We start from the raw sequence: 15,355 nt of genomic DNA on the forward strand, positions 1-15,355 counted from the left end.
TGGGTTGGTCAGGGGGAGTATCCGTGGCGAATCTGAAGGGAATCTGAAGCGGCAGGCCTTCTACACCTGAGTTTTTTTACCCCGTGCCTCCAAGCCATTGAACAACGCCATCCCAGCCAGCATCGCAGCCACGAACAGCCCGCCTTGCCAGAACCCGCCGGCCAGCAGCACCAGGGCTGGCCCTGGGCACACCCCGGCCAGCCCCCAGCCGATGCCGAAGATCAGGCTGCCACCCACCAGCCGTCGGTCAATGTCACGCCGGGCAGGCAACTGCATCGCGCCGCCGAGTAAGGCCACAGCATGCCGACGCGCCCACGCCATGGGCAGCAAAGCAGCTCCGATGGCGCCCACCATGACCAGTGCCAGCGACGGGTCCCACTGCCCGGCGAGGTCGAGAAACCCCAGTACCTTGGCAGGGTTCGCCATGCCCGACAGCAGCAACCCCATGCCGAACAGCAACCCCGCGATGAATGCGCTGATGCGGCTCATGTCATGCTCCTTGGAAAAGGTGGCGAACCACGAAGACGGTGGCAAAGCCGGCCGCCATGAAGCACAACGTCGCTACCGCCGAGCGCGGGGACAGGCGAGATAGGCCGCACACCCCATGGCCACTGGTGCAGCCGCTGCCATAGCGGGTACCCAGGCCCACCAGAAGCCCCGCGACCATGAGCAACCAGGGGGCCGTGCTGAAATGTACCGGGGGCATAGCCGAGAACGCGCGCCACAAAAGGGGCGCGGCGAGGATACCCAGCAGGAATGACAGTTTCTCGCCTCGTCCCTCGGCCGTGCGCTGCAACAGCGAGCCGAGCAAGCCGCTGATACCGGCAATGCGCCCGTTCGCCACCACGAACAGCCCGGCGGCGAGGCCGATCATTGCTCCACCTGCCAGTGCCGACCACGGTGTGAAGGCCGCCATATCAACCAGCATCTCAATGCTCCCTATCTACCTGCGCAATTGCACCTGCTCCATCTTAGCGCTGTGCCTGCAGCACCGGAACCAACCCATCGCGCCGCCGCATGTGCCCATGGACAGCCAATGATTGCTGCTAGACTTTGAAGACCTGTTCAGGAATCCATGACGCTGGATTGCCGGTGCAGCTCAGCGCCATCGAGCCCACTGCCGTGACAAGCCAGGACAGCAGCGACACCGCGCCGATCTGTGCCATGCTCGCCGGCAGCATGATGATGCCCGAACCCATCATGTTCACCGTTACCAGGGTCGTGAGCCGACCAGGCCCATCTTCTTTGCTGGATCACTCATGCTGCTCTCCTGCGCGTACAAGTCTCGATGAAACCGGCCCTTGCCATACCCTCATTGTCGTGCGCTGCGCCCCAGCCGCCGCGCCCCCGGCACTGCACTCACCCCGTGTAACACCACGCTGAGCAGGACGCAGGCGATGGTGCACGCGATGATCGTGCCACCCTCTTGCAACGGCGTATCCAGTATCAAGATCGCGAAAACGATGGATGCAAGGCCACGGGGGCCGAACCAGCCGATGAACAGGCGGCTCTCGGCGTTGAGTGAACTCCCCGCCAGGCTGAGCCAGACAGGCAGCATTCGCACCAACGACAGGCTCGACAATGCATAGAACCAGACCGACGGCGCCATGATCTGCGAAGCCTTGGGCGCCACGTAGGCGCCGAACACCACCCAGGTCAGCAGCGACAGCGCTTCACCGCAGGACTCGCCGGTGACCAGCAGCGGCTGGGTTTCCCGCTTGAACAGGTAACCTGTCAACAGCCCTGCGCAGAATGCGGCGATGAAGCCGCTGCCCCCCAGTGCCTGGGCGTAGGCGAAGCTCAGCAACGCCAGCGCGGGCATCACCAGTTGCTGCCAGGCCTCGATCTGCAGGCAATGACGTTGCGACAGACGCAGCAACCCGCCCACCAACAGCGCAAGCGCCGTCCCCGTGAGAACACCGATCCCCAACTCCTCCAGGAAGAAGTAGCCTGCCAGGGCAAAAGGCATCGTCGAGTGAGCCTCGGTCAGCAACGCCAACAGCAAGAGTAGTACCGGCACGCAAATGCCGTCGTTCAAACCGCTTTCGACATTGAGGCTCTCGCGCACATTCGCCGCAACCTCGGGGTTGCTCACCACGGCCTTGCCCAGCGCGGCGTCGGTCGGGGCCAGGATCGTCGCCAACAGCGCCATCTCCAGCCAGGGCATGCGCGGGAACAGCAGCCAGGCGGCAAACCAGCCCGCAAGCAGGGTCAGCGGCAGCCCCAGGGTCAACAGGCGCAGAGGCAGGCTACGGGATTGACGCAATTGGGCCAGGTTGGCCTTGGCGGCATCATTGAACAGGACGATCGACAGGGTCAGCTCGGCCAGCAGGCGAAGATCGTTGCGGTCCAGCGAAAGGTTCAACAACCCAAGCCCGGAGGGACCTGCCACCAGGCCCGCCAGCAGGAACAACAGCGGACCATTGACAGGTTTGGACTCAAGCGCGCCGGCCAGGCTGGCGTACAGCACCAGCAAGGCGGCCAGAACAGCCAGGTTCTGATACATGGCCACGCCCCAGCATCAAAAGCGTATGTAGCAACGCTATCACTGCCCGTGCAGCGCGACGATCTGAAAAGTGGCAGAAGTTATCCTAGGTCAACTCTGCAGCTAATAATGATCTTGCGTCGGAAACGGCCGTGGCCCCTGTTTCAGGAACGGAAGATCTCGAAGGGTCTCACGCGCAGCACCTTGCGGATACCCAGGTAACTGGAGGTACCGGCAATCAATGAAACCAGGCCAAACGTCAGTCCCAGGTTTCAATTCTGCCTGGAGGTGGTGCGCCATGGCCGAACCGCCGATGGCACCTGATTCAACTGCCAGGTGCGGGCCTGATGGTCAGGATGCTGCACGGCGCATGGCTGACAAGCCGCTCGGTGGTATCGCCGATCAGCTTGGCCCACTGCCTGGCCTGAACGGCGCCGACCACCACTACATCGGTTCCCAGCGCAGCGATATGGGACTTGATTACACGCAACGGCGCACCTTCGCTGAAGAACCGATGGCTGTCGGCGATGCCATGGGCATCGGCCAACGCATCGAACGGCAACTGCAGTGATTCACGCACTTCGTTCGCCCACGGGCCGGCGAGGTCAGGGTTGGCCAGCATGGCGATTGGCAGGTCGTACGCCGAAAGCAAGTGCAACTGGCCCTGGCATTGCATCGCCAGCTGTTGACCGGCAACGACCAGCGCGTCATTGAGCGGCGAGGGTTGCGAGACATCCACCGCAACCAGCACGTTAGCTGGCATGGCCGGGGCATTCGCCGGCACGAACATCAACGGCACCTCGCTCGCATGCAACAGCACCTGGTCAAGCGAGGTCCGGGCCAGCTGATCGATCAGGGAACAGCCCGGGCAGCCTTTGATCACCAGATCAGGCGCGTAGCGGGCGATGCAGGCTGGCACCAGGTCGCGGGGATTGGCGGTTTCCACTGCCTCGAAACCCGGGCGTGCCCCCCTTTCCGGCTGTTCGTCGAGCAGTGCCTTGAGCTCAGTACTGAAGTGCACGAATGAAACGCTAGGCAATGGAGTTGCCTGCAACTCGTGGCGCAGACGCAGTTCGCCGGGTTCATGAATACCCAGCACCTGCAGGGCGGCACCAGACGCCGCCGCCAGGGCCATGGCCCGGAACAGCGCGGCGTTGGCCTGGGCCTCGGTCATGATCAGCAGGATCCGGCGATACGGGTTCATCGGGCACCTCCCGGCGCGGCTGCAGGTCTGCGTATGCATGCCATTATCGGAGCCGCGGCTGGTCCGTTCTTGATAAAAATCAAGGCCCCCAGGCGCCATCGCGGCACCCTACGCCTGAGCCCGTATGCCTTCCCGGCGACGGCCATCGCTGCGGAGGCCATCATGAACGCTTTGACGCGACTGCTACTGATCTGCCACCCGGACCTGCACCCGTCGCCTGCCATGGCGCGCGCCCAAGCCCTGGCCAAGGCCACAGGCGCCACGTTGCACCTGGTGGTGCTGAGCCAACTACCATCACGCCTGATCACCCTTGACCAAATGCTGCGCAGCAGTGCCCGCAAGCAAGACGCCGAGCACCGAAAGGCTTGGCTGCACGAGCAGGCGCAAGCGCTTGGCGAACAGGGCATTACCGCCTACCCCGAAACGCTGGACGACGATGACCCGCTCAAGGATCTGATCCGTCTGGCGCAGCTGCACCGCGTGGAAATGCTGATCAAGGATATCCGCCACGAGACCGTCGTCAGCCGTGCCCTGCTCACGCCACTGGACTGGCAGTTGCTGCGCCGCTGCCCGATACCGTTGCACCTGGTGGCTCAGGCTGAGGCGGCGCTGCCTGCACGGGTGCTGGCTGCGGTGGACCTGGTCGAGCACGACGCTGCGGTGCACAGGTGCAACGACCATGTCCTGCAGGCTGCACAGGTACTTGCGCAGCGCTGCAAGACACAACTGCATGTGCTCCAGGCCTATGAACCGAGCCCCAGCTTCATGGCCTATGCCGCTGCACCGGTGGCCTGGACCAATGAGGTGATCGAAGAAGTGACAGGCAGGGCACGGGAACGCCTGACCCGCTTCGCGGACCACTACGGCATCAAGCCGGACCATTTGCACCTGATACGCGGGGCTGCCCGGAGTGTCGTCAGCGAATACGCCAACCAGCATGGCTTCGATGTGGTCGTCATGGGCACCCTTTACCACGAAGGCTTGGCCAAGGTCATCGGCAGTACCACCGAGCAAACCCTGTACAAAGTGCATTCGAGTATCCTGGCGATCCACGGCTGATTGGCCGCCGGGTTGCACTGCTCCCTGCAGGCAAACCGGCGGCCCGTCTCAATCGCGATGCCAATCGACGCTCAGATACCGCTCACTGTCGCTGTAGCGATAGCTGCAGGCTCCGTCATAAGCGGCTTGCAGTTCGTGTCCGATACGGTTGGCCAGGTGCGTGCCGGTGGTGGTCACCAGCAGTGCATCGTCCTTGCTGTCGATAGCGATCAGCCGCTCGAGTACGTGGGTCTGGCGCTCTTGCTGTTCGACACGCTGCATGAGCTGGCGAATCTCCTGTTCATGGACCGTGAGGAAACGGCCCGACACGCGCACCTGGCCCGCTGCGGCACGGTCTTCCATGCGTCGACAGGCCGGGCATACGGTGGACTCCACTGGCGCGAGGCCATTGGCTCCGTGCAGGTGCCATTCACCGTCGTGATAGACCGCGCCACATTGCGGGCAACGCGCGCTACCGCCCGGACGCAGGGGTGTGGCATAAGGATCGAAGGGACGTGACTTGAACAATTTGTCCTTGTGGCTTTTCTGATACTTGTCCATCGGCGTGCTCGCTGTACCAATTGTGAGGATCGCAGCCCTTGGCATGCGCTGACCCGCACAGTGTCCGCCGATGGCCCAGGCTGTACTTGATAATTGTCAAACCCAGCGGTGCTACACCGCTGGGGTCGCCGGTAACGACACAGGGAGCACCGCCCATGAACACCGCAGTGGTCCGGCTGTTGGCGCGCCCGGTGGCCATGGCCATGGTGGAAAAGCACCGGCAACACACGCAGCTCAGCGGTGAGTGCCTGGTGGGCAATGTGGCGGGCAGCACGGTCGTGCTGTTCGACGACATGATCAGCACCGGCCAGACACTCCTGCGGGCCGCTCAAGCCTGCCATCAAGCCGGCGCTTCTCGCATTCTGGCTGCCGCCACCCACGGCCTGTTCACCCACCCGGGGGCACTGTTCGAAAGCGGGATGCGCGAACGCATCCTGGTCGCCGACAGCATCAAGCCCTCCCGCCTGCCAGCCCCTTGCCAGGCCCGGCTGGACATCGTCGACACCAGCGCCTTGGTCGCCGAGCACCTTACGCCCCTGGCGTAGTCAGCCGCACAACCCTATACCACGAGGATATTGCAAGGCACCTGGTACAACACATGCTCGGTGGTGCTGCCGAACAGACGGTCCAGTCCCCGGGCAATGGGCCGCCCCATGACCAGTACGTCAACCGGCTGTGATTCGACGTATTCGCTGAGCACCGCGACCGGACCGCCCAGGACGAAGTGACGGCGTTGCGCTGGCGCCCCGAAGCGATCGGCGAGTTTCTTGAAATCGTCCTCCAGCGCCTGACGCATGGGCTCGGCAATGTCACCGATGGCCCAGGCGGCATAGCCCATGTCGCCCATGTAGGCCATCGACAGGTCGCAGGCGTGCAACAGGTCCAGTTGCGCCCCGGTCTGCAAGGCCAAGGCGCTGGCCTGCTGGACGATGCTGTCGTTACGGGCTTGCCCTTCTGGTGAGGTGTCGGCCACGTCCACCGTCGCCACGACCTGGCGCGGCAACGCTGGCCGGCTGGCACCGAGCAAGTAGACCGGGACCGGGCAGTGGCGCAGCAGTTGCCAGTCAAGCGGCGTGAAGAACGCGCGCTTGAGCGCTGGCTCACGCTCGACCTGCTTGAGCAGCAGGTCCGGTTGCATGTCCAAGACGTGCTGCAGGATGTCATCCTGCAGGTCATTGCTCCAGGCGACCTCGGTGGTCACCTGCACGCCAGAGGCGCGCAGCGCATTCGCCTGGGCTTCCAGCTGTTGCTGCTGAGCAAGCCGGTAAGCCTCCCGCTCCGCCTGGTGCTTGCCCGACTCCAGTAGCCAGAGTTTGTCCAGTGATTCGAGCAAGGCGACGATGTGCAGGCTGGCCGATGCAGATCTGGCCAGTGCCACGGCCTGCTCCAGGGCAACCGCCTGGTGCAGCATTGGGCGCATGATCAGTAACAGGCGTTGATAGTGACTCATGATTGCCTCCGACAGTGGGCCGGCCTGATCATTCAGGTCGCTCGGGTTGCATCTAGAAGGTCGGCGCTTTTCGCTGGACGCGATTGACCGCTGTTGCCAGCATCCGGCCAACGCCGCCCTTGGCGCTTGATCTGAATCAAGCGTGCGATCCCTGTTACGGTGGTCACTGTCGGTCAAGGTAGCGATACAAGGCTTCTTCCTGGTCGAAATGCAGTTTCGCCAAGGTATCCAGGCGTATGAGCTGGTGCTGGATTTCGTCAGCGCTGGGGTGGGCGGCGGCCTGGGTGAAATCTTCGCTCATGCGCGTCAGCAAATGGATCAGCCTGAACATTTCCCGGTGGGTATGGCTGAGCGGCGAGAGCGGATCCTCGCCCCCCATGTAGCGGCTCAACAACGGGTATAGCCGCTGCTCGTCGTCCCGTTCATGGCGCTCCAGCAAGCCATGCAGGGCGGCGACCAGGCGCCCGAGGTCGGCCCGCGCCTGGTGTACAGGGCGGCTGGCAAAATCCCGCGCCATCTGGCTCAGTTCGGTCAACAGAGCGTCCAGTTGCCGATGCTCGTCCTGCATGCGCTGCAGGCTGGCGGCCGGCAGCCCGTTGCGGCCATCACCGGCAACCGGGCCGAGGGCGCGCAGGGCATTGAGGATGATCAACAGGTCGATGCCTTCCTGCAGTATCGCCCCCATCACCGCAGGCAGGTAGCCGGCCGCAGCGCACAGCATGGCCAGCAGCGAGAGGCTCATGCCCACCCACACGCCTTGGCGGGCAATGCGCACGGCATGTCGGGCGATGTCGAGCGCTTCGATCAGACGATCCAGCCTGTCGACCAGCAAGACCACGCCGGCTGACTGCGCCGAGGCCGTCACCCCGGACGCTCCCATGGCCACCCCGACATCGGCGGCAGCCAGTGCCGGCGCATCATTGATGCCATCCCCGACCATCAGCGTGGGGCCTTTTTGGCGACCTTCCTGAACCAGGCGGACCTTGTCCTGCGGTGAAAGGCCAGAGCGAAGCGCATCGATACCCGCCGTCAATGCGATCATTTGCGCCGTCTGGAGGCGGTCACCAGTCAGCATGACGATCTGGTCGATCCCGCGGGCTCGAAGCCGACGCAGGGTCTGGGGTGTTTCCCGTCGCACCTCGTCGGCCAGCCGCAGCATCGCTTTCAGTTCACCGTCCACGGCCACGAAACTGCCACTGCTGGCCAGATAGTCGAGCTGCTGCAAGCACGCCTGTGCCCAGGGGCCCGCCTCCCTGCCCTGCTGCACGTAAGCCAGCAGCCCCAAGCGCACGGCCTTGCCTTGCACCTGGCCGGCCAAACCCTGGCCTGGAGCCTCCTGTACCTGTTGTGGCGGCGCCAGGCCAAGGCCCCGCACGAGGGCCGCGTCGACAATAGCCCGGGCGATCGGATGGGTGGATGCCTGGGCCAGTGACGCGGCCCACTGCAACACCTGCAGCGGCGCGCCATCCCCGTTGAGTTCGATCGATTGCAAGCGCGCATGACCACTGGTCAAGGTTCCGGTCTTGTCGAGAAAGACCTGGCGGACCCCGGCAAGCGCCTCCAGCACCGCGCCATCGCGCACCAGTATGCTACGCCGCGCCGCTCGCGAGATGCCCGACAGCACGGCAATCGGTACCGCCAGTATCAGCGGGCAAGGCGTGGCGACCACCAGCACCGCCAGCACGCGCTGCGGGTCGCCACTGGCCCACCAGGCAAGCGCGGCGATCAGCAACGTCAGCGGGATGAAGGCCAGCGCGTAGCGGTCCGCCAGGCGCACGAAGGGCGCCCGGGACTGGCGTGCCGTCTCGGCCAGGTGCACGATGCCGGCATAGGTGCTTTGCGCCGCGGTCCGCGTGGCCACCAGCTGCAACGGCGCGCCAGCGTTGCACACCCCACTGGCCACCGACTCGCCGCAGTGGCGCGTGACGGGTAACGACTCGCCGGTCAGTGCCGCCTCGTCCAGCGTGGCCTGTGGACTCTGCAGGCGGCCGTCCACTGGCACGATTTCACCCAGGCGCACCAGCACGGCCTGACCTGGCCTGACCTGGTCCACCGCAACCTCGCGCAGCCCGTCCTGTTCCTGGATCCAGGCGCGTTGCGGCGCCCGGTCGATCAGCGCGCGCAGTTCGCGCTCGGCATGACGCACGCTGAACGCTTCAAGTGCGCGACCAGTGGCCAGCATCAGCGCCACCACCGCAGCCACCAGCATGTTCTCCAGGGTCAGCGCGGCGCCGATCGACAACAAGGCAATCAGGTCGATACCCGCCTCGCCCCGGGCCAGGCGCCTGAACATTTCCACCGCCAGGACCCCGGCCATGACCAGGCCGCCAGTGGCCCAGGCCAGCGCGGCCCAGGCAGGCCGCTGCGCCGCGTAGGCCACGCCGCCGGTCAGCAAGCCCAGCAGGCAGACCATCAAAAGTGTGGGGTCGAGCCATCGACGCAGCATGGCGGGCTACTTGCGTCTGGCTTGCTGGCGCAGTTGCTGCACCTCGTCCTGAGCCTGGATCGCCCGTCGCAGTGCCTCGTTGGCGGTCTGCTCGACCAGATCGATGCGGTAGCACACTTGATCGGCGCGCAACCGTGCAGTGGCGGCATTGTCCTCCGCCGACTCCAGGCGCGCATCGTATTCCTCGGCGCGCCACGCCGTGCAACCGGACGCGCTAACCAGCAGCAGGCCGGCCAACCCGCAAAGCACATAACGTCGCATGTCGGTACCCTCGTGCATGCCCAGGACACGCTGAGTATCCGGGGCGGCGTGCGCCCGAGCCTGACATTTGTCAACCGCGAGCGGCCTGTTCACCGGGTTTGACCTTTATCAATCGCGCTGCGGGGCACAAGGGTAAAAACAAGGACTCAGGGCACTTGAGCCCCTCCCCCTGTCCGCTACCGGAGCCGATCATGAACGACCTTGACCTGCGAGACCTTGTGCTCGAAGAGCTGGAATTCAAACCTGATATCAATGCCGCCAGCATCGGAGTGACGGTGCAGAACGGTGTGGTCACCCTCTCCGGGCACGTCAACAGCTATGCCCAGAAAGTCAGTGCCGAGCGCACGGTCAAGGCCATGAAAGGCGTGCGCGGGCTGGCCGAGGAGATAGAGGTACGCCTGAACAAGCTCGAAGGGACCGCTGACGACACGATTGCCAGCCGCGCCCTGAACATCATCGCCTGGAGCTCGGACGCCAACGTGGAGGGCATCAAGGTCACCGTGCAAAAAGGGACGGTAACCCTGGAGGGCCAGCTCGATTGGCAATACCAGAAGGAAGTGATCGAACAGGCGGTCTGGCGCCTGTCGGGCGTGGTTGGCGTGCACAACCGCATCACCCTCAAGGCCCGCGCCGACGCGGTCGATATCAAGCGCCACATCGAGGACGCACTCAAGCGCAGCGCCGAAATCCAGGCCGAGGGCATCCGCGTCACGGTCAACGGTGGCGTGGTCAAGCTGGAAGGCAAGGTGCACTTGCTGCGCGAGCGGGAAGTGGTCGAGCGTGCGGCCTGGTCGGTGCCGGGCGTGAGCAAGGTCGAAGATTACCTGTTGATCGCCTAGCGCCGCCGCGCCGAGGAGAAATGGCCATGAACAAGGATCAGCCCTGGAAGCTCTACTTCCTGGCAGTCGGCCTGGCGGTGCTCGCTGCCGTGCAGTTCGGCCTGTTCAGCCAGCCGGCCGTGCAAGCCATTCCCTACAGCCAGTTCCTGCAATTGCTCGATCAGCAAAAGGTCAGCGACCTGCATGTCGAGCACGAGCGTATTCTCGGCAGGCTGCAGGAGCCGATCGATGGCCACTCGGTGTTCTCCACCGTGCGCGTCGACCCGGCACTGAGCGAGCAGCTGGGGCGCTCTGGGGTGGCTTTCTCTGGCGTGGTCGAGGACAGCACGCTAGCGACCGTGGTGGGCGCGATGATGCCACTGTTGATGATGCTGGTGCTGTGGTACTTCCTGTTCCATGGCCTGGGGCAGAAGCAGGGGCTGGGCGGGTTGATGGGGGTGGGCAAGTCGCGCGCGCGGGTCTATGTCGAACATGACACCCAGGTGACCTTCGCCGACGTGGCCGGTATCGACGACGTCAAGGGCGAGCTGACCGAGATCGTGTCCTTCCTTAAAAACAAGGCGTGGTATGCGCGCCTGGGCGCCCATGTGCCCAAGGGCACCTTGCTGGTAGGCCCACCGGGCACCGGCAAGACCCTGGTCGCCAAGGCTATCGCCGGGGAAGCGGCAGTGCCGTTCTTCTCGATTTCCGGCTCGGAGTTCGTGGAAATGTTCGTGGGCGTGGGCGCCGCGCGGGTGCGTGATCTCTTCGAGCAGGCCCGCCAGGCCGCACCATGCATCATTTTCATCGACGAGCTCGATGCCCTGGGCAAGATGCGCGGCGTCGGCAGCTTTGGCGGCAATGACGAGAAAGAACAGACCCTCAATCAGTTGCTCGCCGAGCTCGACGGCTTCGACCCACGGGAAGGCGTGGTGCTGTTGGCAGCGACCAATCGCCCGGAAGTGCTGGACCCGGCGCTGCTGCGTGCCGGGCGCTTCGACCGGCAGATCCTCATCGACCGGCCCGACCGCAAGGGCCGCCTGGCGATCCTGAAAGTCCACCTGCACAAGATCATCTACAAGAACGACCTGGACTGCGAGCGGATTGCCGAAATCACCCCGGGCCTGACGGGCGCCGACCTGGCCAACCTGGTCAACGAGGCTGCCATCGTCGCTACCCGGCGCTCCAGCCAGTGGGTCGAGCTGGAGGACTTTACCGCTGCGGTCGAGCGCCTGGTGGCGGGTGTCGAGCGCAAAGGCAGCGTCTTGCGCAGTGACGAACGCCAGGTGGTGGCCTACCACGAAATGGGCCATGCCCTGGCCGCCAGCAGCCTGCCGGCCATGGACCCGGTACACAAGGTGTCGATCATTCCCCGCGCTGCGGGTTCACTGGGTTACACCCTGCAGCGGCCGACCGATGACCGCTTCCTGATCAGCGCGCAGATGCTGCGCGACCGCCTGGTCGTGCTGATGGCCGGGCGCGCCGCCGAGCACCTTGCGTTCGGCCAGGTCTCCACGGGCGCCGCCGACGACCTGGGGCGCGCCACCGACATTGCCCGCCAGCTGGTCACCCGCTTCGGCATGAATCCGGTGTTGGGCCAGGCGGTACTGGAGCGGCAACAGGCCGGTTTTCTGGGCGACTCGATACTGCACCAGGGGCACAAGGACTACTCCGAGCAGACTGCGCGCGAGATCGACCTGGCCATCCGCGGTTTGCTGGAAGAAGCCTATGGCCGTGCCCGCTCTTTGCTGGAGCAGCGCCGCAGCGACCTGGATGCAGGCGCGCGCCTGTTGCTGGCCAAGGAGTCCATCACCCCCGAAGAATTCCCGGCGTTGCGACCACAGGCCGATGAGCCCGCCACCTATGTGCTGGTCAATGCCACGAAGTGAACCGTCAATCCTGGCCAGGGTACCTGCCATGCTCTCTGTGACACTGATCAACATGCTGGTGGTGATCCTGGTGGTGATCATTCATTACGAATGCCTGCTGCGCCTGAATGACTGGCTGCCTCGGCTCAAGCTCTGGAGCCGCTTTCGCATCGTGGCAGGCGTATTCGGTGCACTGCTGGCCCACGCTGTGGAGGTGTGGTGCTTTGCCCTGGCCTATTACCTGATGGCCCATGCCCGAGGCTGGGGCACGCTCAGCGGCAATTTCGACGGGAGTTTCCTCGACTGCGTGTATTTTTCCTTCACCACCTATACCACGATAGGTTTCGGTGACATCGCGCCCACCGGCCATTTGAAGTACCTCACCGGCCTGCAGGCCCTGACGGGTCTGGTGCTGATCACCTGGACCGCGTCTTTCCTGTTCCTGGAAATGCAGAAGTACTGGAAGGCCAAGTAAGGTAACGGTCCAGGTTGTCGCGCCCAAGCGCGCTCAAAGGTCTTCGCCGCGAAGATCTTCCTCCCGCCGGCTCTGTTGGCGGATCAGCAGTGACAGTTCGTGCAGGTGGTCCGACAGCAGGCCCACCAGGTCGTCCGCCGTGGCGATTCCGACCAGCAGGCCGAAATCATCGACTACCGGAATGCGTCGGATATTGGCGCGGCGCATATTGAGGATCACATCGAACAGGTCCTCGTTCTGGTTGGCGGTGATCAGAGGCCGGGGCAGCACATCGATTGCCTGCAGGTCTTCCTGATCCGGTGGGTTGCGCGCAATGATGCGCAACGCCAGGTCGCGATCGGTGATCAGGCCGATAGGCCGACAACGCTCGCGGTCGACATGTTCGGCCAGCACCAGATCGCCGACATGGTACTGATTCATCATGCGCGCCGCGGCATAGATGGAGATACCGGGCGGTGCGGTGACCACGTCCCGGTTGCAGTATTTGCCAATGGACATCATGTTCTACCTCCACAGGCGGAGCTTCCTTGCTCCTCGATACAGTAAAAAGGGGTGATCATTTACCACTCTTGATCGGAATCACCTTTTCCGGATGGATGGCTTCGGCGCGTTTGGGCAGGTGCACCAGCAGCACGCCCTTGTTGAACTGGGCGTTGATCTTCTCGGCGTCGACTTCACGGGGCAGCTGGAAGACCCGTTCGAAGCTGCCGTAATGGCGCTCGGACAGGTGATATTCCTTGCGTTTTTCGTCCACTTCTTCGTGTTTCTCACCGCGGATCACCAGGTTGCCATTGGCGAGCTTGATCTCGATGTCCTTGTCATCCACGCCGGGCAACTCGGCACTGATGCGGTACTCCTCGGCCAGCTCGCTGATATCCATGGCCGGCATGCCGTGGCTGAACAGGTCACGCCGCCAGAAAGGCTCTAGATCGAACGGTGTGTGGCTGAACGGCATGCGCATCGGCCGCCGTCCGAAATCCTCGAACAGGCTGTCGATCTGACGGCGCAATTGCTGGAAGGGTCGCCACAGCTCCGAGGGTTCGACGCTGGGCGGCGAAGCGTTGGCGGGCTGGGTGGCGACCGGGGTAACAGGCACTTTTTTGGCAACTTCTGACATGGCGACCTCCTAGAATGAATAATGCCTCCCAGGGAGACCCCTCGAATGTGCGCCGTCGGGCAAAGCACCGTTTGATCTTTATCAACCACGAGGCGCCCCCTGCGCCAGCCGGTTTGATCCTGGTCAAGATGCCGCAGCGGCCACGACCTAGGCTGATATCAGCAAGATATGCTTACAGTGCGAGGCAGCCATGAATCAGGATGGCGGTGCCAGTGTCCGCTTGCTGCAAACGTTGCCAGGCCCAGGCATCCAGCAGTTCGTGCGCCTGGCCCTGTGCCGCCAGCCGTGCAGCGAGGCAATGGCAGGCCAGTACTGCCTGCTCGGCCGCGGTACCGAATGCTGGCCGTGCAGTTACGTGACCCTGCCTGGTGTCGCCGGGCAATTCATCGTCAGCATCCATCACGCGCAGCCATTGGGTAAGCTGGGCGAACAGTTCGACTATTCCGGGCCGCTTGGCAGCGCCTGGCCGCTGCCCCTGCAAAGCGAACGGTTGCTGGCCATCAGTCGCGCCGACGGCCTGCTGCCCTTGCTGGGCGCGCTGGATGAGATCCGCTGCTGGCTGCCCCGGGTCCAGGTGCAGCTGTCACATAACGGCATTGCCGCCGATCTGCTGCCAGAGGAGTGCCAAACCTGGCTGGCGGCGCTTTCGCCAGTGCCGCGCGACAACAGCGGTGGCGGATGGCAAACCCGGCGCTTGCTGACCCGCTTTGCCCCGGACACGGTGTACTGTTGCGCACCGTCACAGGTGGCGCGCCAGGTGGCCCGGCTGTGCTGGCAAACAGGTGTGGCGCCGCAGCGCATCTGGATACGCACGGATCATCTGCCACGCCCGATCGGGGCGGAGCACCTCGCTGAAGGCTGGCCGGTGCAACGCTATGACCGGCTGCTTGCCGCGCTCAAGTGGGCTCCTCCAGACGAGTCAGGTTGACCAGGCCTTGCATGTCGGTGAGCCTGACCTCACGCCCGGCGCACTGCATGAACCCTGCATGAATGAACCGGCTGAACAATCGGCTGACCGTTTCCAGCGTGAGGTCCAGGTAGTTGGCGATATCACCGCGGGACATGGGCAGGGTGAACATATCTGCCCGCAGCCCGCGTGCCTGGTAGCGCGTGGACATGCCCAGCAGAAAGATCGCCAGCCGCTGATCGGCACGCCCGTGACAGCAGCGCAGGTGCTCGTCCTTGCCCTGGATCCCCAGGCTGAGCATGTGCAGCAACTGGTAGCGCAGCCCCGGGATCTGGCCGGACAGATCCACCAGCTGGTCCAGCCTGATCGAGCACACCAGCGAGAGTTCCAGGGCAATGGCAAAGCTTCGGTAATGACTGGCACCGATAGCGTCCAGCCCGAGCATCTCGCCCGGCAGGAGGAAGCCGGTGACCCGCTCGCTGCCCTCGGTATCGAGCAGAAAATTCTTGATCGCCCCGGAGCGCAAGGCAAATACGTGCTCCATGGGTTCGTTGGCCTTGAACAGGTACTCACCCCGCTTCAACGGCCGGTTACGGCGGACAATTCGCTCCAGCTTGTCCACTTCGTCGGCACTGAGGCTGGCGGGCAGGCAAAGCCGGCTCAACGAGCACGCAAGGCACTTCACATGGGGCCTTGCCCCCATTTCCGCAGAGCCTGACATGACG

General features: G+C 64.0%; 17 protein-coding genes and 1 pseudogene. 6 read left to right on the forward strand and 12 right to left on the reverse strand.

From position 1 onward, the window contains the following. Positions 1-60 precede the first annotated feature (60 nt). The 5 genes and pseudogenes from ACTORR_RS02500 to ACTORR_RS02520 form a co-directional block, all read right to left on the reverse strand. Positions 61-489, reverse strand: coding sequence for a DUF6691 family protein (locus ACTORR_RS02500; RefSeq protein ID WP_099813590.1), 429 nt, complete (start codon positions 487-489; stop codon positions 61-63). A gap of 1 nt (position 490) precedes the next feature. After that, the gene (locus ACTORR_RS02505; RefSeq protein WP_054887724.1) at positions 491-928 is read right to left on the reverse strand and encodes a YeeE/YedE family protein; all 438 of its coding nucleotides are present in this window, start codon (positions 926-928) and stop codon (positions 491-493) included. A 169-nt stretch (positions 929-1,097) separates the two neighbouring features. Further along, a pseudogene (locus ACTORR_RS02510) lies at positions 1,098-1,261 on the reverse strand (putrescine-ornithine antiporter); the annotation flags it as partial. A gap of 51 nt (positions 1,262-1,312) precedes the next feature. After that, on the reverse strand, positions 1,313-2,506 hold the full coding sequence (locus tag ACTORR_RS02515; RefSeq protein WP_313364191.1) for a cation:proton antiporter: 1,194 nt from the start codon (positions 2,504-2,506) through the stop codon (positions 1,313-1,315). Between the two features lie 304 nt (positions 2,507-2,810). Beyond that, a complete protein-coding gene (locus tag ACTORR_RS02520) occupies positions 2,811-3,689 on the reverse strand; it encodes a universal stress protein (protein ID WP_313364190.1) in 879 nt (292 codons plus the stop codon). A gap of 162 nt (positions 3,690-3,851) precedes the next feature. Here ACTORR_RS02520 and ACTORR_RS02525 point away from each other — a divergent pair, with 162 nt between their 5' ends. Further along, positions 3,852-4,748 (forward strand): universal stress protein, encoded by an 897-nt coding sequence (locus tag ACTORR_RS02525; protein WP_313364189.1) that lies wholly within the window; start codon positions 3,852-3,854, stop codon positions 4,746-4,748. A 48-nt stretch (positions 4,749-4,796) separates the two neighbouring features. On the opposite strand, the gene ACTORR_RS02530 is transcribed toward ACTORR_RS02525, so the two are convergent. Next, a complete protein-coding gene (locus ACTORR_RS02530; protein ID WP_054887728.1) occupies positions 4,797-5,288 on the reverse strand; it encodes a BCAM0308 family protein in 492 nt (163 codons plus the stop codon). A 155-nt stretch (positions 5,289-5,443) separates the two neighbouring features. On the opposite strand from ACTORR_RS02530, the gene ACTORR_RS02535 reads away from it, so the two are divergent. Beyond that, on the forward strand, positions 5,444-5,833 hold the full coding sequence (locus ACTORR_RS02535; RefSeq protein ID WP_082433700.1) for a phosphoribosyltransferase family protein: 390 nt from the start codon (positions 5,444-5,446) through the stop codon (positions 5,831-5,833). 14 nt (positions 5,834-5,847) lie between these two features. On the opposite strand, the gene ACTORR_RS02540 is transcribed toward ACTORR_RS02535, so the two are convergent. From ACTORR_RS02540 to ACTORR_RS02550, 3 genes are all read right to left on the reverse strand, one after another. Further along, on the reverse strand, positions 5,848-6,738 hold the full coding sequence (locus tag ACTORR_RS02540; protein WP_313364188.1) for a universal stress protein: 891 nt from the start codon (positions 6,736-6,738) through the stop codon (positions 5,848-5,850). A gap of 163 nt (positions 6,739-6,901) precedes the next feature. Then, complete coding sequence (locus ACTORR_RS02545; RefSeq protein WP_313364187.1) at positions 6,902-9,184, reverse strand: heavy metal translocating P-type ATPase; 2,283 nt, start codon at positions 9,182-9,184, stop codon at positions 6,902-6,904. 6 nt (positions 9,185-9,190) lie between these two features. Next, a complete protein-coding gene (locus ACTORR_RS02550) occupies positions 9,191-9,445 on the reverse strand; it encodes a hypothetical protein (protein ID WP_054887798.1) in 255 nt (84 codons plus the stop codon). Between the two features lie 191 nt (positions 9,446-9,636). Between ACTORR_RS02550 and ACTORR_RS02555 the strand changes: the two genes are divergently transcribed. From ACTORR_RS02555 to ACTORR_RS02565, 3 genes are read left to right on the forward strand one after another with little or no spacing between them, the layout of a single operon-like run. Next, positions 9,637-10,284: a BON domain-containing protein gene (locus tag ACTORR_RS02555; RefSeq protein ID WP_313364186.1), complete on the forward strand. Its 648-nt coding sequence runs from the start codon at positions 9,637-9,639 to the stop codon at positions 10,282-10,284. Between the two features lie 26 nt (positions 10,285-10,310). Further along, positions 10,311-12,152: an ATP-dependent zinc metalloprotease FtsH gene (gene ftsH / locus ACTORR_RS02560; protein WP_313364185.1), complete on the forward strand. Its 1,842-nt coding sequence runs from the start codon at positions 10,311-10,313 to the stop codon at positions 12,150-12,152. Between the two features lie 28 nt (positions 12,153-12,180). Continuing rightward, positions 12,181-12,606 (forward strand): potassium channel family protein, encoded by a 426-nt coding sequence (locus tag ACTORR_RS02565; RefSeq protein WP_099813585.1) that lies wholly within the window; start codon positions 12,181-12,183, stop codon positions 12,604-12,606. Between the two features lie 33 nt (positions 12,607-12,639). On the opposite strand, the gene ACTORR_RS02570 is transcribed toward ACTORR_RS02565, so the two are convergent. Continuing rightward, positions 12,640-13,104 (reverse strand): CBS domain-containing protein, encoded by a 465-nt coding sequence (locus tag ACTORR_RS02570; protein ID WP_054887799.1) that lies wholly within the window; start codon positions 13,102-13,104, stop codon positions 12,640-12,642. A 58-nt stretch (positions 13,105-13,162) separates the two neighbouring features. After that, positions 13,163-13,723 (reverse strand): Hsp20/alpha crystallin family protein, encoded by a 561-nt coding sequence (locus tag ACTORR_RS02575; RefSeq protein WP_186602718.1) that lies wholly within the window; start codon positions 13,721-13,723, stop codon positions 13,163-13,165. 190 nt (positions 13,724-13,913) lie between these two features. On the opposite strand from ACTORR_RS02575, the gene ACTORR_RS02580 reads away from it, so the two are divergent. Further along, positions 13,914-14,651, forward strand: a complete 738-nt coding sequence (locus tag ACTORR_RS02580) for a hypothetical protein (protein ID WP_313364184.1) — start codon at positions 13,914-13,916, stop codon at positions 14,649-14,651. Here the strand turns inward: ACTORR_RS02580 and fnrB are convergent. After that, on the reverse strand, positions 14,620-15,351 hold the full coding sequence (gene fnrB / locus ACTORR_RS02585) for a Crp/Fnr family transcriptional regulator FnrB (protein WP_262108280.1): 732 nt from the start codon (positions 15,349-15,351) through the stop codon (positions 14,620-14,622). The genes ACTORR_RS02580 and fnrB overlap by 32 nt on opposite strands. Positions 15,352-15,355: the final 4 nt, after the last annotated feature.

The sequence above is a fragment of the Pseudomonas sp. SAR267 genome (assembly GCF_052077595.1).
GTDB lineage: Bacteria > Pseudomonadota > Gammaproteobacteria > Pseudomonadales > Pseudomonadaceae > Aquipseudomonas > Aquipseudomonas vlassakiae.

Coding starts and splice junctions, on each gene's coding strand:
- ACTORR_RS02500 (WP_099813590.1), bottom strand. CDS start 489: ATGAGCCGCATCAGCGCATTCATCGCGGGGTTGCTGTTCGGCATGGGG.
- ACTORR_RS02505 (WP_054887724.1), bottom strand. CDS start 928: ATGCTGGTTGATATGGCGGCCTTCACACCGTGGTCGGCACTGGCAGGT.
- ACTORR_RS02515 (WP_313364191.1), bottom strand. CDS start 2,506: ATGTATCAGAACCTGGCTGTTCTGGCCGCCTTGCTGGTGCTGTACGCC.
- ACTORR_RS02520 (WP_313364190.1), bottom strand. CDS start 3,689: ATGAACCCGTATCGCCGGATCCTGCTGATCATGACCGAGGCCCAGGCC.
- ACTORR_RS02525 (WP_313364189.1), top strand. CDS start 3,852: ATGAACGCTTTGACGCGACTGCTACTGATCTGCCACCCGGACCTGCAC.
- ACTORR_RS02530 (WP_054887728.1), bottom strand. CDS start 5,288: ATGGACAAGTATCAGAAAAGCCACAAGGACAAATTGTTCAAGTCACGT.
- ACTORR_RS02535 (WP_082433700.1), top strand. CDS start 5,444: ATGAACACCGCAGTGGTCCGGCTGTTGGCGCGCCCGGTGGCCATGGCC.
- ACTORR_RS02540 (WP_313364188.1), bottom strand. CDS start 6,738: ATGAGTCACTATCAACGCCTGTTACTGATCATGCGCCCAATGCTGCAC.
- ACTORR_RS02545 (WP_313364187.1), bottom strand. CDS start 9,184: ATGCTGCGTCGATGGCTCGACCCCACACTTTTGATGGTCTGCCTGCTG.
- ACTORR_RS02550 (WP_054887798.1), bottom strand. CDS start 9,445: ATGCGACGTTATGTGCTTTGCGGGTTGGCCGGCCTGCTGCTGGTTAGC.
- ACTORR_RS02555 (WP_313364186.1), top strand. CDS start 9,637: ATGAACGACCTTGACCTGCGAGACCTTGTGCTCGAAGAGCTGGAATTC.
- ftsH (WP_313364185.1), top strand. CDS start 10,311: ATGAACAAGGATCAGCCCTGGAAGCTCTACTTCCTGGCAGTCGGCCTG.
- ACTORR_RS02565 (WP_099813585.1), top strand. CDS start 12,181: ATGCTCTCTGTGACACTGATCAACATGCTGGTGGTGATCCTGGTGGTG.
- ACTORR_RS02570 (WP_054887799.1), bottom strand. CDS start 13,104: ATGTCCATTGGCAAATACTGCAACCGGGACGTGGTCACCGCACCGCCC.
- ACTORR_RS02575 (WP_186602718.1), bottom strand. CDS start 13,723: ATGTCAGAAGTTGCCAAAAAAGTGCCTGTTACCCCGGTCGCCACCCAG.
- ACTORR_RS02580 (WP_313364184.1), top strand. CDS start 13,914: ATGAATCAGGATGGCGGTGCCAGTGTCCGCTTGCTGCAAACGTTGCCA.
- fnrB (WP_262108280.1), bottom strand. CDS start 15,351: ATGTCAGGCTCTGCGGAAATGGGGGCAAGGCCCCATGTGAAGTGCCTT.